At 70.9% G+C, this 15,099-nt stretch carries 13 protein-coding genes; 5 read left to right on the top strand and 8 right to left on the bottom strand.

All coding sequences use genetic code 11. The annotated features are described in order from the left end of the window. Nucleotides 1–240 precede the first annotated feature (240 nt). Entirely contained in the window at nucleotides 241–756 is a 516-nt protein-coding gene (locus ABT122_RS24450; RefSeq protein WP_351556091.1) for a hypothetical protein, read from the top strand. 173 nt (nucleotides 757–929) lie between these two features. Here ABT122_RS24450 and ABT122_RS24445 read toward each other — a convergent pair whose 3' ends face one another. Then, the gene (locus ABT122_RS24445; protein ID WP_351556088.1) at nucleotides 930–3,074 is read right to left on the bottom strand and encodes a primosomal protein N'; all 2,145 of its coding nucleotides are present in this window, start codon (nucleotides 3,072–3,074) and stop codon (nucleotides 930–932) included. A gap of 245 nt (nucleotides 3,075–3,319) precedes the next feature. Here ABT122_RS24445 and ABT122_RS24440 point away from each other — a divergent pair, with 245 nt between their 5' ends. The 4 genes from ABT122_RS24440 to ABT122_RS24425 are packed head-to-tail and all read left to right on the top strand — an operon-like array spanning nucleotide 3,320 to nucleotide 8,377. Next, nucleotides 3,320–4,546 carry an NsdA family TPR-like regulatory protein gene (locus ABT122_RS24440; RefSeq protein ID WP_351556086.1) on the top strand — a complete coding sequence of 409 codons (1,227 nt, stop codon included), beginning with the start codon at nucleotides 3,320–3,322 and terminating at the stop codon, nucleotides 4,544–4,546. Nucleotides 4,547–4,563: 17 nt separating this feature from the next. Next, entirely contained in the window at nucleotides 4,564–5,295 is a 732-nt protein-coding gene (locus ABT122_RS24435; RefSeq protein WP_351556083.1) for a toll/interleukin-1 receptor domain-containing protein, read from the top strand. Continuing rightward, nucleotides 5,292–7,259, top strand: coding sequence for a hypothetical protein (locus tag ABT122_RS24430; protein ID WP_351556080.1), 1,968 nt, complete (start codon nucleotides 5,292–5,294; stop codon nucleotides 7,257–7,259). The genes ABT122_RS24435 and ABT122_RS24430 overlap by 4 nt, the downstream gene beginning before the upstream one ends. Then, the gene (locus ABT122_RS24425) at nucleotides 7,256–8,377 is read left to right on the top strand and encodes a hypothetical protein (RefSeq protein ID WP_351556077.1); all 1,122 of its coding nucleotides are present in this window, start codon (nucleotides 7,256–7,258) and stop codon (nucleotides 8,375–8,377) included. Before ABT122_RS24430 ends, ABT122_RS24425 begins: the two co-directional genes overlap by 4 nt. A 72-nt stretch (nucleotides 8,378–8,449) precedes the next feature. Here ABT122_RS24425 and metK read toward each other — a convergent pair whose 3' ends face one another. The 7 genes from metK to ABT122_RS24390 form a co-directional block, all read right to left on the bottom strand. Then, nucleotides 8,450–9,673 carry a methionine adenosyltransferase gene (gene metK / locus ABT122_RS24420; protein ID WP_351556074.1) on the bottom strand — a complete coding sequence of 408 codons (1,224 nt, stop codon included), beginning with the start codon at nucleotides 9,671–9,673 and terminating at the stop codon, nucleotides 8,450–8,452. Between the two features lie 284 nt (nucleotides 9,674–9,957). Next, a complete protein-coding gene (coaBC, locus tag ABT122_RS24415) occupies nucleotides 9,958–11,160 on the bottom strand; it encodes a bifunctional phosphopantothenoylcysteine decarboxylase/phosphopantothenate--cysteine ligase CoaBC (RefSeq protein WP_351556071.1) in 1,203 nt (400 codons plus the stop codon). A gap of 108 nt (nucleotides 11,161–11,268) precedes the next feature. Next, entirely contained in the window at nucleotides 11,269–11,541 is a 273-nt protein-coding gene (gene rpoZ / locus ABT122_RS24410) for a DNA-directed RNA polymerase subunit omega (protein WP_005319902.1), read from the bottom strand. 80 nt (nucleotides 11,542–11,621) lie between these two features. After that, a complete protein-coding gene (gmk, locus tag ABT122_RS24405; RefSeq protein ID WP_351556068.1) occupies nucleotides 11,622–12,194 on the bottom strand; it encodes a guanylate kinase in 573 nt (190 codons plus the stop codon). 38 nt (nucleotides 12,195–12,232) lie between these two features. After that, entirely contained in the window at nucleotides 12,233–12,556 is a 324-nt protein-coding gene (locus ABT122_RS24400) for an integration host factor (protein ID WP_003956414.1), read from the bottom strand. A gap of 291 nt (nucleotides 12,557–12,847) precedes the next feature. Further along, nucleotides 12,848–13,690, bottom strand: coding sequence for an orotidine-5'-phosphate decarboxylase (gene pyrF, locus ABT122_RS24395; RefSeq protein ID WP_351556065.1), 843 nt, complete (start codon nucleotides 13,688–13,690; stop codon nucleotides 12,848–12,850). After that, nucleotides 13,687–14,880, bottom strand: coding sequence for a quinone-dependent dihydroorotate dehydrogenase (locus tag ABT122_RS24390; protein WP_351556189.1), 1,194 nt, complete (start codon nucleotides 14,878–14,880; stop codon nucleotides 13,687–13,689). The genes pyrF and ABT122_RS24390 overlap by 4 nt, the downstream gene beginning before the upstream one ends. Nucleotides 14,881–15,099 lie beyond the last annotated feature (219 nt).

Below are 15,099 nucleotides of genomic sequence, written 5' to 3'. Positions count from 1 at the left end.
CGGTGCTGACTGCCTCTCAGGCTGATGTGTTCCGGGGAGCCGGGGACGGGAGCGCACCAGTCTATGGGGGATCACCGCAGGGGGCGTACGGAAGCCCGCGCGCCCTGTTCGTACGCGCTGACGCCCCCGGCACCGTGACCACATCGGCCGCTGGCGCGTTGGTCAAGTGAGATTGACCGAAGCGGACCGCCCGGACGAGCGGCCCGACCCCCTTTCAACGCCGGTTCGAGAGGCTTCCCAATGGCCGACCACGCAACCCACGACGCCCAAGCCCGGGCAAGTCTGCACTTGTTGGTGAGGGACATCGAGCGGGTCCGCCGGCAGGTGGACGCACTGCGCACGCTCACCGCCCAGCTGGGCAATGTCTACCGCCCGCGCCGCTCCGGTCCCTCGACCGGCTTCGTCGTCTACGGCAGGGCACCCGCTCCGACGGTGCGTCTCGCGCAGGAGTTGCGGGACAGCGTCGAGACGCTGGTGACGGCGGCGGTGGACTTCGACCGCTCACTGGGGTTCTCGTGGGACGCGGTGGGGTCGGCGCTCGGGGTCACCAAGCAGGCGGTGCACCGGCGGTACGGGGCGCGGCGGGCGGCCCAGCAGGGGGTGCCGCCGGAGGACCGGGTCCCGGAGCCCGCGGTCACCCGGACGCTGCCCGTCCCCGGGCTTCCGGCGTCGGTGCCGGCCGCGCGGGCCATGCCCCCGCAGCCCCTCCGCGACGACTCCCGCCCGGGAGCCTTCCCGGGCCCCCGCAACGGCTGACCCACCCCGCCGGGCCGGGTGCGCCCAGAGGAGCCGGACCGGCTCCGGGCGCACCACCCCCGCGGAACACGGCCCCGCGCCCCGGGGTCCGTCCTGGAACTCCCCCAGAGCTGCCGCTGGGAGGTGCCCCCGGACGGGCTGGGACAGGCCGGGCCCGGGCCGGGCCGGACTGCTCAGCCGATGTCCGAGGGGTCGATCCTGATCCGGACCTGCTCCCCCCCGCCCTTCGCCAACCTCCCCGCCTGCGCCGACTTCAGCGCCCCGGCCAGCGCCGCCCCACTCCCCGGAGGCACCCGCAGCAGCAGGCGCTCCCAGACCTCCCCCACCGGCGGGTCCCCCGGCCTGCGCGGGCGGCCCGGGGGTGGCTGCGGCAGCGGGACCGGGCCCAGGACCTCCGCGTCGGCCGGCAGCTCCACCGCCGCCATGAACGCGCCGATCACCTCGGCCCGCCCGGTCACCGCCGCCATCCGCGACACGGGCGGGAACCCCAGCTCGGCCCGGTCCGCCAGCTCGCGCCGGGCATGCCCCGCCGGGTCCCAGCGGACCAGTGCCTGCACGGGCCGCAGCGTGGGCTCGGCGACCACGACCACCGTGCCGCCGTCCTCCTGCCCCCGCACCAGCGCCGCCGCGTCGATCCAGCGCCGCAGCGCGTCCTCCCCGGCACGGAGATCGGGCCGGGTGAGCATCGCCCAGCCGTCCAGGAGCAGCGCCGCCGCGTACCCGCCCTCGGCGACGGGTTCCGCGCCGGGGGTGCTCACCACCAGCGCGGGGCGGTCCGGGACCGCGTCCAGCACATGGTCCCGGCCGGAGGTGCGCACGGGGACGGCGGGGAACGCCCGCCCCAGCTCCTCCGCCGTGCGCCGCGCCCCCACGACCCGGGCCCTCAGTCTCGTACCGCCGCATGCGGCACAGTGCCAGTCCAGCGCGCCCTGCCCGCACCACCGGCAGGTGAGGTCGCGCTCGTCGGGCGCCTCCAGCGGGCCCGAGCAGTGCCGGCAGCGGGCCGGGGCGCGGCAGCGCTCGCAGGAGAGGCGGGGGACATAGCCGCGCCGGGGCACCTGGACCAGGACGGGCCCGCTCCTGAGGCCGTCCCGGACGACCTGCCAGGCGATGCTGGGGAGCCGTGCGGCACGGGCCGCCTCGTCGCGGGCGAGGTCGCCGTCGCCGACGGTGCGCACCAGGGGGGCAGCGCGGCGCACCTGCTCGCGGTCGGCGGCCAGGGGCAGCGCCCAGCCGCTCTCGACGAGCTGGGCCGCCTCCACGGTGCAGCTGGTGCTGCCGAGCAGAAAGGCGCACTGCTCGTGGGCGGCACGGAGTTCGAGAACCTCACGGACATGAGGAAATGGCGCGTTCTCATCGCTGTGGCTGGAGTCGCCGTCGTCCCAGACGGCGACGAGCCCGAGATCCCGTACGGGAGCGAACATCGCCGAGCGGGTCCCGATGACGGCCCGCACGGAGCCCCTGCTCACAGCGAGCCACTGCCGGTAGCGCTTCTCGGGCCCGGACTCGGCGGTGAGCAGGGCGTGGTGCCCGGCGCCGAGGAGCGCGGTGAGCGCGGCGTCGACCCGGGAGGCCCGGCGGCCGTCGGGCACCACCACGAGCGCTCCCCGCCCGGAGGCGAGGGTGGCGGCGACCGCGCGGGCCAGTTCGTCGGGCCACTCGGGTCCGGGGAGCGCGGTCCACACGGCCCTGGGTGCCCCCCCGCCCGCCAGCGCCGACACCAAAGCGGGGCCCCTGCCGTACCGCGCCCAGCCGCCGGGCTCGGGCACGGCCGGCGGCGGGAGCGGCTCGGGCGAGGGCTTGGACTCGGCCCGGCCGTTCCGCGGCGGGATGGCGAGCTGGAGCACATCGGCGAGCGATCCGGCGTACCGGTCGGCGACGGCGCGGGCGAGCGCCAGCATCCGGGGGCCGAGGACCGGCTCGGGCGAGACGACATAGGCGAGGGCGGCGAGGGCTCCGCCGTAGTCCGAGTCGGCGCGCCGCTCGACGAGGAACCCGTCGATCAGGCCGCCCCCTTCCCGGCGCCCCTCCCGCACCCGGTGCCCCCCGGCCCCGAACCGCACCCGCACCCGCACCCCGGGCTGCGCGTCGGCGTCGAGCTCCTCGGGCACGGCGTAGTCGAAGTACTGGTCGAGGTGGAGCACCCCTTTGTTGACCACCACCCGCGCCACCGGCAGCTCCTTGGCCAGCGCGGCCCCCCGCCAGGTCCGCGGCTTGGCCTTGGGCACCTTGGCCCGGCGCACGCTCTCCCGGATGAGCGCAAGCTGCTCGGGCCCACCGGCGGCGGGCTCATCGGGCTGCTGATTGTCGCTGCTCACAGCCAAATTCCTACCAGACCCCACTGACAAGCCGCCGAGGCCGGCTCGACCACTCGTTCCCCCACGTTACCGGCCCGCCCGGCGGTGCCTCCTTCACGAAGCAGGCGCCCGGAATCCGTCGGCCTCCGAACCGGAAACAGGAAACGCACGGACCGCCTTGCCCCCGCTGTCCGACCGCGCCCAATCTGGCTCGGGGCGCCGAACGGCCACAGAGCCGGGGCGCGACACTCATCACGGGAGTTCATGTGCTGGAACAGCCGTCCGCATTCGGGAGTGAACTGCGCCGGGCCCGGTTGGCCGCGGGTCTGTCCCTGACTCAGCTGGCCTCGCTCGTCCACTACAGCAAGGCACAACTCAGCAAGGTGGAGACGGGCCGCAAACGCCCCACCGAGGAGCTGGCCCGCCTGTGTGACGCACGACTGCGGACCGGCGGCAGACTCCTGGAGTTCCTGCCCGACCGCGCCGCGGGCTCCGTGGAGCCGCCGAGGCGCCGGAGCCTGGTGACCGCGGGCGCCGCCACCGTGCTGGCGATGGCGCCACTGGCCGGTCGCGACCATCCGCCCGGCGCCGAGGACGGCACTCTGCTGGAGGTGTCCCGTGCCCTGTTCGATCAATTCAGGCGGCTGGGCCAGACCGCACCGCCGGCCGCGGTGCTGCCCGCTCTGGCGGAACAGACCCGTGCGCTGCGCACCCTGTCCGCCCGGAGCGGACCTCGCACGGGAAAGGGCCTGCTCGCTCTCTCCGCGCACTACGCGGAGTTCGCCGGCTGGATGGCGCAGGAGGCCGGTGCCGAGGAGACGGCCCTGAGCTGGACCGACCAGGCCGTGGAGCTGGCAGCCGCCTGTGGGGACTCACAGCTGGCGTCCTACTCGCTCGTACGCCGTGGACTCATGGCCTACTACGCCGGGGACGGGGCCGAGACGATCGCCCTCGCCCGGGCGGCCCAGTCGGGCAGGGCGTCGGCACGCGTCCGCGGCCTCGCCGCGCAGCGCGAAGCCCAGGGCCATGCGCTCCTGGGCCACTACAGCGCTTGCATGCACAACCTTGACCGCGCCCGGGAGTTCCTGGACCGCGATGCCCGTGAGTCCGATGGTCCGACGCTGGGTACGACCAACCTCATCGACCCGGTGTCGATGACCACCGGCTGGTCCCTGCTCGACCTCGGCCGACCCCGCGAGGCAGCACAGGCGCTGGGGCGGGAACTCTCCCGTGTCGCGGAGGCAGCCCTTCGCACCCGGGCCAGGTACGGGACCCGACAGGCTCTCGCCCACGCTCTCGCCGGTGAGATCGATCAGGCCTGCGCGCTGATCACCGATTTGCTCGGGACGGCGTACACCGTGAGTTCCGCGACTATCGCCCTCGATCTTCGGCGCCTTGCCCGCGCACTGGCACGCCATCGCACCCATCCAGCCGTCCGCGAACTGTCCCCGCTGCTCGCTTTCGCACTCGCCCCCGCCACACCGTCGCAGTAGTCCGGGAGAGGACAGTCATGGCCGAGATCTTCATCAATTACCGAACCGGCGACGGAGAGGACTCCGCCGTCGCCATCGAGGGTTACCTGAGCGAGCGCTTCGGAACGCAGCGTGTCTTTCGCGCTTCCAAGTCGATTCAGCTGGGTGATCTCTTCGACGAAGAACTGCTCAAGGGGGTTCGGCGCAGCTCCGTACTGCTGGCGGTGATCGGCGGCAAGTGGACCGGTTTTCCCCAGTTGCAGAGGGCCGACGATTGGGTGCGCAGGGAAATCCAGGAGGCTTTCCGCTGCTCCATCCCCGTCGTACCGGTCCTGGTGGGGCGCACAACCAGGCGGCTGAGCCCCGATGACCTCCCCCGTGGGCTGGGACGGCTGGCGCGCTGCCAGTCGATCAGGTTCGACACGCAGAACACCCAGTACGGCCTGCTGGCGCTCGGGGACAGACTCGCCCTGATGACCCCGGAACTGGCTGAGGCGGAGAAGGCGGGAGCCGTCTCGCTTCCCGCCGCGTCCGAATCCGTGCGGAACTCCGTCTCCGGGGATGCCCACGACGGGGTCATCCAGGCGGGAAACGTCTCGGGGGACCTGGGAGGCACCGTCATCAAGAACGCTCACGGTCCGCTGCACACAGGGAGTGGTGCTCAGCATCTGCCCCACTTCACCGGTGACGGGGCCCAGTACATCGCCGGTGATCACCACGGCAGGCAGAAGTTCGTCCGGGAGCGCCGACGCGAAGACGGCGCTCAATGACCGCCCAGGCACGGACGCTCATCGACTCCCTGGGCGGTTTCACCCATACAGGTACCGGCCCGCAGATCATCCTGGGCGGGCTGGCGGCGGACTCCCGGGGCCGGCCGCCGCGAGCCGTCGCGGAGGACGAGATCCACTGGCTCCAAAGGCACTTCGTCCAGCCCGACGGTTTCGCCGAAGCGCTGCTCACACTGGAGCGACGCCGAACGGTACTGATCAATGGGAGCCCGGGAGACGGCCGGATCTCGGCCGCGCGCGTGCTGCTGGTCCAGTTGCGCAATGGGGGCAGCGGGCTTCAGGAGGTCTTCCTCGACAGGGAGGAGGATTCCGATCTTCTGCTGAACCCGGGAACGGTCCCGGACAACGGGCGACTACTGCTCGATCTCTCCCTCGCGGACGACGCCACATGGGAGAACGTGCTGACAGAGCTCTCCTCCTTCCGTCATGCGGTCAACGACCGGAACGCGGGACTGGTGGTGGTCCTGCCGCGGAGGAAGGACAGAAGCCTGCCACCTGCTCTCCTCGATCTGCACCACGCCATCTCCCGTCCTGAGGGCATGGAGCTCGACATCGTCAAGCGCCACCTCAGGATCGCCGGTCTGGACCCTCTCGCGGCTGAGGACTCTCCCGCCGAAGTGACGGACTTCCTCTTGAGCACACCACCGCTCACCCAGGTCGCCGCCTTCGCGCAGTATCTGTGCCTGGCAGCGGAACGGGGCGGTTCGTTTCAGGATTGGTGCTCGCGTGCGCTCGATGGTGTGGTGCGGCAGCGTCGGGAACCGGGCGTCCAACTCCACACGGTCCGCAGAAGCACCCCCCGCGCCCTGCTGGTGGCCACCGCCATGCTGCACGAGGCCAGGTCCGACACAGTCCATCGCGCGGCGGTGCTGCTGCTCGACAAGAAGGGCTCGTCCCAGGAGGCGCGAGAGCTTCTGGAGCACCGCCCGCTCTCCGATCGGTTGAACCGGATCGCAGCCGAGATCGACGACAACAACCGCGTGCGGTTCAAGTCCCTTGGTGCCGATGACGCCGTACGTCTGCACATCTGGCGAGATCTGCCGGATCTCCACGGCCATCTGCGGTCCTGGGTGGGAGAGACCGTGTACCGGCTCGACCTGACCCAGTCCGAGCAGGACGATCTCATCCGCCGGTTCGCCGAGCAGTCTCTGAGGGTCCGCAGACCGCATGATCTGCTCGGACTCGCGGAGATTTGGTCCCGACGGCCGTCCGCGGGGGATGCCGTGCTGCGGGCATCGGCCCATGCGCTCAAGCACGGACTGAACAGCAGAGAATTCGGCTGGGTGTTCCGGCGCCGCATCTATGAGTGGTCGAAGACCTCGCTGTCGGCGCGACAGCGCCGGGTTCTGGTGGATGTCTGTGTCGCCGACCTCGCCTTCCGCCATCCCGACTCGGCGATGGTACGTCTGCACCATCTGGCCCGGAGAGAGGAGGCGTCCAGCCTGGCCCGCGATGCCCTGACGAGACTGGTCGGCGGTGACCGGAGACTGCTGCGGCGCATGCTGGACCGGCTGGCGGGCGCGAACCACTGGTCCGCGGACCGGGACATCTTCCTCGCCCTGTCCGCGCCCGGCCCGCTGACCGCGCCGGGAGACCGCCGCGGCCCCTTGATCGGCGACCGAACGGTGAGTGGCCGGCTGGTGCTGTGCTGGACCGCTGTGTTCAGCGAGCGCCCGGCAGCGGTGTGGGCCACCGCGGTGCGGGAGTGGCTGCGTATGGCGTGTGTCCGACCGCAGGCGTCAGATCCGCTGCTGAACACTCTGGTGGAGGCCTGTGAAGGCAGAGGCGACCGGCTGGGGCGCCTCTACGGTCTCGCCCGGGAATGGGCGAGCGCCCGGCCGCTGCCCGACGGTGCCGCCGACGCCCTTCCCGCGCTGCTCTTCGAGAAGATCCGTAACTCCCAGCGCACCCGCTTCGGCTCCCTCCGGGAGGAAACAGCGCCATGAGCTCGGGACAGAAAACCATGCTGGTGTTTCTCACCCTGATCGGAGGCTTGCTGCTCACCATTCTCGGCCTCCACTGGCACTGGCCGTTCTGGGCCTGGTCCGTCGCCGGAATTCTCCTGGTGACGGCTCCTGTCGCCGCGGTGTCCTTGGCCGAGCGGAACAGGGACCCCTTTCCCGTGGCCCTGTTGCGGGAGCCCGATCTGCCGGTACCTCCGGTTGAACGCCGTGAACTGCGGATTACCGAGGTGGCCCTGCCCAGCAGTGCGGAGGACTACGACTTTCTCTTCTCGGCCACCGTCCGCTGGTGCCCCGTGCCGGCACCGGGCGGGGCCCCGCCGATCCATGCCTGCGGGCTGGCCGTCGATTCCATCCTGGAACGGGCACGAGCCATCACCTCCACACGCGAGCCCGGCCGGGCCTCGCTGGTCCAGCACGAGCTGGACGGTGAGCTGGCCACCATGTGCGCGGATTCGACCAGTCGTGTCCAGGCAATGGCGCTGGATGTCGCACTCACCCTCGCGGACGAGGACAGGGAGAGGCTCGCCAAGCTGGCAGCCGTCCGTAAGGACGAAGCCGTCTGGGAACACGAACGGAAGTACGAGCAGAGCAGACGGGCGTATCTGGGTGAGGATGTGCTGAAGGACACGAGCAGTGCGGTCGTGTGGTGGCTCCACCGCAATGACGACCGCATCGACAGGACGGTGAAGGATCTCGGTCTGCTGGCGCAGCTCACCTCCGTCGCCAATGACGAGGACGTCATGGACCGGCTACAGCACCTGGTGGCGCCGGAGAGGAACGACGACCCGCCTGCGGGGGCTCCTGCCGACCCCGCGGACGCCGACTCTCCCCTCGATCCCTCGGCTCGTCGCGACGAGCCTCCGCCGGCGAACGACCTCGCCTTCGCCTTCTCCCGCTTCCTGCGGGACACAGGGCTCTCCCCGGAGTCCCCCGAGACCATCCTCCTCGCCGAGTACGTGGCCCAGACCATGAACCATCACGACGAGGATCAGGCAGCGGGACTCAAGGAGCGCTTCGGGTCGCCACGCCCGCAGGCTTCTCCACCGGAGCAGGAGACGGACGCACCAGCTCCCCCGGAATCGCCCCTCCCGCCCTTCTGACCCGCCCGGGGCAAAAGCTTCGGCACCCCGGACAGGGGTGCCGAAGCCCGCTTCGTGTGGTCGAGCCGGGGGCTACTGGCCGACAGCCGCGCGGAGGGCGTCGACGCGGTCGGTGCGCTCCCAGGTGAAGTCGGGCAGCTCGCGGCCGAAGTGACCGTAGGCGGCGGTCTGGGCGTAAATGGGACGGAGCAGGTCGAGGTCGCGGATGATGGCCGCGGGGCGGAGGTCGAAGACCTCGGCGATGGCCTGCTCGATGCGCTCGGTGTCGACGGTCGCGGTGCCGAAGGTCTCGACGAAGAGGCCGACGGGCTCGGCCTTGCCGATGGCGTAGGCGACCTGGACCTCGCAGCGGGCGGCGAGGCCGGCGGCGACGACGTTCTTGGCGACCCAGCGCATGGCGTAGGCGGCGGAGCGGTCGACCTTGGAGGGGTCCTTGCCGGAGAAGGCGCCGCCGCCGTGGCGGGCCATGCCGCCGTAGGTGTCGATGATGATCTTGCGGCCGGTGAGGCCGGCGTCACCCATGGGGCCGCCGATCTCGAAGCGCCCGGTCGGGTTCACCAGGAGGCGGTAGCCCTCGGTGTCGAGCTTGATGCCGTCCTCGATGAGCTGGGTCAGGACGTGCTCCACGACGAACTCGCGGATGTCGGGTGCGAGCAGCGAGTCCAGGTCGATGTCCGAGGCGTGTTGCGAGGAGACGACCACGGTGTCCAGGCGGACGGCCTTGTCCCCGTCGTACTCGATGGTGACCTGGGTCTTGCCGTCGGGACGGAGGTAGGGGATGGTGCCGTTCTTGCGGACCTCGGAGAGCCGGCGGGAGAGCCGGTGCGCGAGGTGGATCGGCAGCGGCATCAGCTCGGGGGTCTCGTCGCAGGCGTAGCCGAACATCAGGCCCTGGTCGCCGGCGCCCTGCTTGTCCAGCTCGTCGCCCTCGTCCCTCTGGGAGGCACCCTCGACGCGCTTCTCGTACGCCGTGTCCACACCCTGGGCGATGTCGGGGGACTGAGCGCCGATGGAGACCGAGACGCCGCAGGACGCGCCGTCGAATCCCTTCTTCGACGAGTCGTAGCCGATGTCCAGGATCTTGTTGCGTACGAGCGTGGGAATGTCGGCGTAGGCCTTGGTGGTCACCTCGCCGGCCACATGGACCAGGCCGGTGGTGATCAGGGTCTCCACGGCGACGCGGGAGGTGGGGTCCTCCCGCAGGAGTGCGTCGAGAATGGTGTCGCTGATCTGGTCGGCGATCTTGTCGGGGTGACCCTCGGTCACGGACTCCGAAGTGAAGAGACGGCGGGACACATCGCTCCCTGGGGTTGCAGCGGCTGCTGGCTGATCATTGGCGGACCGGCAGGGGGCTGCGCCCCGCGACGTTCCATGGCCAGTTTATCCGCCGCCCCCCGGCTGCGAACCACCCGTCTCGCCAGGTGGCGGCGAATGGCCGTCGAGCGACGGTTGTAGCGAGAATCGGCCAATCACCCTTCCGGCGGGCCATGGAGGGCGCCGAACAGGGCGGCAGGCCGAAAACTCGTGGTTGCGGTGGAGCCCCGGGGCTGACGTGTCACGTGGTGTGCGACACACGGAATTCATGGGAGCCGGGGCAGCACCAGGTCCCACACGGTGTCCGCGAGGGCTTCCTTGGGGCCGTACGGCACCGGGGTCTCCCCGCCGTCCGCCGCGAGCACCACGGCCTCGTTCTCCTCGGAGCCGAAGGTCCTGCGCTCCCCCACCTCATTGACGACCAGCAGATCACAGCCCTTGCGGCGGAGTTTCTCGCGGCCATTGGCCAGGACGTTCTCGGTCTCGGCGGCGAAGCCCACAATCACCTGAGCGGCCCGGGGCCGTTCGGCGGACACCTCGGCGAGGATGTCGGGGTTGCGGACCAGGGCGATCGGCGCGGGCTCCTGGCCGTCCTTCTTCTTGATCTTGCCCGTGGCGTATTCGGCGGGGCGGAAATCGGCCACGGCGGCGGCCATCACCACCACATCGGCCTCCCCCGCCGCCTTGAGCACGGCTTCCCGCAACTGGACCGCCGTACCGACATGAATCACATCGATCCCGGCGGGGTCCGGCAGCTGGGTGTTGGCCTCGATCAGAGTGACCCGGGCGCCCCGGGCCGCCGCCGTCCGGGCGAGGGCGTACCCCTGTTTGCCGGAGGAACGGTTGCCCAGGTAGCGGACCGGGTCCAGCGGCTCACGGGTGCCGCCCGCGCTGATGAGGACATGGCGGCCGGCCAGATCGGGGGCGACGGGCCCCCGGGCCAGCACCCCGCGGCAGAGCTCGAAGATCTCCCCGGGGTCCGGGAGCCGCCCCTTGCCGGTGTCCACGCCCGTGAGCCGGCCGACGGCGGGCTCGATCACCACGGCGCCGCGCCGGCGCAGGGTCGCGACATTCTCCTGGGTGGCGGGGTGCTCCCACATCTCGGTGTGCATCGCGGGCGCGAAGACCACGGGGCAGCGGGCGGTGAGGAGGGTGTTGGTCAGCAGGTCGTCCGCGAGGCCGTGGGCGGCCTTGGCGAGCAGATCCGCGGTGGCGGGGGCCACGACCACCAGATCCGCGCCCTGCCCGATGCGCACATGCGGAACCTCATGGACGTCGGACCAGACCTCGGTGGAGACAGGATGGCCGGAAAGCGCCGACCAGGTCGCCGCCCCGACGAAGTTCAGGGCCGAATCGGTCGGCACGACCCGTACATCGTGGCCGGATTCCGTCAGCCGTCGGAGCAGTTCGCACGCCTTGTAGGCGGCGATACCCCCGCTGACCCCCAGAACGATCTTCGGCTTGTCCACTGTGTCTCCCCGCACTCGGCCGGCTCTGTCCCCGGAACAACCATCAGACACCACAGGCCCGGCGGACATCCCGCCGGGCCTGTGGTCATTCGAGCTGATACCGCGTGCTTACTGGGCCGGGCCCTCGATGGCCTCGGAGGTCAGCAGACCCGCGTTGATCTCACGCAGGGCGATCGACAGCGGCTTCTCGTGGACGTGGGTGTCAACGAGCGGACCGACGTACTCAAGCAGGCCCTCACCGAGCTGCGAGTAGTACGCGTTGATCTGACGCGCGCGCTTCGCCGCGTAGATCACGAGGCTGTACTTGGAGTCCGTGGCCTCAAGCAGCTCGTCGATCGGCGGGTTGATGATGCCCTCGGGCGCGGTAATGGAAGAGGACACGCTCTACCTTCCGAAGAATGGGAAAAGACCGAACGGTGTGAAGATCCTCCTGGAGTCAGCCCCCAGAAGATCCCGGGAGGTCACTCCCCGGAAGACACCATCATCAAGGCTAGCAGCTCGCGCGACACGTCCTCGACGGAGGTGTTGACCAGCGTCGTGTCGAATTCCGACTCCGAGGCCAGCTCCACCTTGGCGACGGTCAGCCGGCGCTCGATGACCTCGGCCGATTCGGTGCCCCGCCCGGTGAGCCGGCGGACCAGCTCGTCCCAGCTCGGCGGGGCGAGAAAGACCAGCCGGGACTCCGGCATGGCTTCCTTGACCTGCCGGGCGCCCTGAAGATCGATCTCCAGGAGCACGGGCTCCCCCGCCTCCAGGCGGTCCAGGACCGCCCGCCGAGGGGTGCCATAGCGGTTGCCCGCGAATTCGGCCCACTCCAGGAGCTCGCCGTTGGCGATCAGCTTGTCGAATTCATCGTCCGAGACGAAGAAATACTGAACACCGTCACGCTCGCCGGGGCGCGGCCTTCTGGTGGTTGCCGACACCGAGAGCCAGACCTCTGGGTGGACCTTGCGCATATGCGCGACGACCGTGCTCTTGCCGACCCCGGAGGGGCCGGAGAGCACGGTCAGCCGCGGACGTACCTCTGCTGCCATGCAGCGATTATCCAGGTTCCCGAGGGTGCCCGGGAACGTCAGGCGGGGCCACCGCCGAACTCGCGCTCCAAAGACGCGATCTGATTGGAGCCGAGACCGCGCACTCGGCGGCTCTCGGAAATGCCGAGCCGCTCCATGATCTGCTTGGCGCGGACCTTGCCCACGCCGGGCAGGGACTCAAGGAGGGCGGAGACCTTCATCTTGCCGATGACGTCGTTCTCCTGACCCTGCTTGATGACCTCATGGAGCGAGGCGCCGGAGTGCTTGAGTCGATTTTTGACCTCGGCCCGCTCCCGGCGAGCCGCGGCGGCCTTTTCGAGCGCGGCTGCGCGCTGTTCAGGGGTAAGGGGCGGAAGAGCCACGCCTACGTCACCTCGGATGTCGAACTGTCGGATACGGACCGGTGAGGAACCTAGTCGCCCCACACCAGGCGAGCAACGAGCAACGCAGTGCACGTTCGCTCTTCGACGGAGACTAGCGGCCATCACCGCTCCAGTCAGCGAGAACAAGCGAAAAGTCCTGGTCAGCATCGACCGACCAGGACTTTTCCGACATTAGGGCTGTGATTTAGGCCAAGATTCTGTCAAGAGGGCTGGTACACGTGTTTTACCGGTGGTCGCTGCGCGGTTCCACCAGGGAGGCGGCCTGCCCTCTTACGCCCCTGTCGCTCCCGATACCGCCGCTCTGACCTCGTCCGCGAACCGTTCGGCCGACGCCCTCAGCGCCGCCGTGTCCGGCCCGTGGCGCAGCACGCCCCGGCTGACACTCGGCACCACATGGCCGACCGCCGCGCCGAAGACGCCCGGCAGATCGGCGGGCGTCGCGCCCTGGGCCCCGATGCCCGGGGCGAGCAGCGGACCGTTGATGTCCAGATCCACCCCGGCGTCGCCGAGGGTGGCGCCGACCACCGCGCCCACGGAGCCCAGCGGCCGGGCGTCCGCGTTCTCGGCCGCCATGTGGTCGAGCATCACCTGTGCCAGCGAGCGCCCGTCGGCCGCGGTGGCGCGCTGGACCTCGGCGCCCTCCGGGTTGGAGGTCAGCGCCAGCACGAAGACGCCGGCACCGGCCGCCGAGGCCGCGTCGAGCGCCGGGCGCAGGGAGCCGAAGCCGAGGTACGGCGAGACGGTCACCGCGTCCGAGAAGAGAGGGGACGCCGGGTCCAGATAGGTCGCGGCGTAGGCGGCCATCGTGGAGCCGATGTCACCGCGCTTGGCGTCCATCAGGACCAGCGCGCCCGCCGCCCTGGCCTCCGCCACGGCCTTCTCCAGCACGGCGACGCCGCGCGAGCCGAACCGTTCGAAGAACGCCGACTGCGGCTTGAGGACGGCGACCCGGTCCGCCAGCGCCTCCACGGTCGTACGGGTGAACCGCTCCAGGCCCGCGACATCGTCGTCGAGGCCCCAGGCGGCCAGCAGGGAGGCGTGCGGGTCGATGCCGACGCAGAGCGGACCCCGGGTGTCCATGGCCGTCCGCAGACGGGTTCCGAAGGGAATCACGCGGCGGACTCCTTGCCGGCGGGGTCGGTCGTCGAGGAGTCGGGCGCGGAGGGGGCGGCCTGCGCGGAACGCGCCGGGCCGGTCTGCGCGGGCGTGCCCGGGCGGACGGCGGCGCCGACGGCCTCGGCGAGAGTGGCGTACTGACTGGCGGCGAGACGGGCGGCGAGACCCCGGTGGATCGCGCGGCTCCAGAACGGGCCCTCGTAAATGAAGGCGCTGTACCCCTGGATCAGGGTCGCCCCCGCCAGAATCCGCTGCCAGGCGTCCTCGGCGTTCTCGATGCCACCGACCCCGACGAGGGTGATCCGGTCGCCCACACGGGCGTACAGCCGCCGCAGAACGGCGAGGGAGCGCTCCTTGAGGGGCGCGCCGGAGAGCCCGCCCGTCTCCGCCGTCAGCGACGGCGGCGATTCCAGCCCCTCGCGGCCGATGGTGGTGTTGGTGGCGATGATGCCGTCCAGCCCCAGTTCCACGGCCAGGTCGGCGACCGCGTCGATGTCCTCGTCGGCGAGGTCCGGCGCGATCTTGACCAGCAGGGGGACGCGCCGGGTGGTCACGGTGCGGTCGGCGGCCTCGCGCACGGCGGTCAGCAGCGGGCGCAGGGACTCCGTCGCCTGGAGATTGCGCAGCCCGGGCGTGTTCGGCGAGGAGACATTCACCACAAGGTAGTCGGCGTGTCGGGCCAGCCGCTCGGTGGAGGTGACGTAGTCGGCGACGGCCTCCGCCTCCGGTACGACCTTGGTCTTGCCGATGTTGACGCCGACGACGCTCCGGAACACCGGGCGGCGCCCGGCGAGCCGCTGGGCGACCGCCGACGATCCCTCGTTGTTGAAGCCCATGCGGTTGATCAGCGCCCGGTCGGGAAGCAGCCGGAAGAGGCGCTTCCTGGGGTTGCCGGGCTGGGCGAGGGCGGTGACCGTGCCGATCTCGACGTGGTCGAAGCCGAGCATGGCCATGCCGTCGATCGCCACGGCGTTCTTGTCGAAGCCGGCCGCGAGTCCGAAGGGGCCGTGCATCCGCAGCCCGAGCGCCTCGGTCCGCAGCTCCTTGTGCCGGGGCGCGAGCACGGCGGCGGCGAAGGTGCGCAGTACGGGGACGCGCGCGGCGAGACGAATCCAGCGGACCGCCAGGTGGTGGGCCCGCTCGGGGTCCATCCACCGGAAGACGAGGTTGAAGAACAGCTTGTACATGAGTGGTGTCCTCATCAGGAGGGGGACACCGTTTCCGGTGTCCCCCTTCATGATCGCTAGTCGCGGGCCGCGGTCAGGTGCTGTGCGTGTTCCTGGAGGGAACGGACACCGACATCGCCCCGGTTGAGTGCGTCGATGCCTTGGACGGCGGCGGCGAGGGCTTGGACGGTGGTGAGGCAGGGGACGGAGCGGGCGACGGCGGCGGTGCGGATGTCGTAG

This window comes from Streptomyces sp. NPDC001985, from assembly GCF_040296845.1.
In the GTDB taxonomy this organism is placed as follows: Bacteria; Actinomycetota; Actinomycetes; order Streptomycetales; family Streptomycetaceae; genus Streptomyces.
Note: the sequence above shows the minus strand (reverse complement) of the source record. Positions and strands in the feature narration are given on the sequence as shown.

Excerpts from the sequence above, each read along its gene's own strand:
- gmk (WP_351556068.1), bottom strand. The coding sequence starts at position 12,194 with ATGGCAGCAGAGGTACGTCCGCGGCTGACCGTGCTCTCCGGCCCCTCC.
- ABT122_RS24435 (WP_351556083.1), top strand. The coding sequence starts at position 4,564 with ATGGCCGAGATCTTCATCAATTACCGAACCGGCGACGGAGAGGACTCC.
- ABT122_RS24390 (WP_351556189.1), bottom strand. The coding sequence starts at position 14,880 with ATGTACAAGCTGTTCTTCAACCTCGTCTTCCGGTGGATGGACCCCGAG.
- ABT122_RS24450 (WP_351556091.1), top strand. The coding sequence starts at position 241 with ATGGCCGACCACGCAACCCACGACGCCCAAGCCCGGGCAAGTCTGCAC.
- ABT122_RS24430 (WP_351556080.1), top strand. The coding sequence starts at position 5,292 with ATGACCGCCCAGGCACGGACGCTCATCGACTCCCTGGGCGGTTTCACC.
- ABT122_RS24425 (WP_351556077.1), top strand. The coding sequence starts at position 7,256 with ATGAGCTCGGGACAGAAAACCATGCTGGTGTTTCTCACCCTGATCGGA.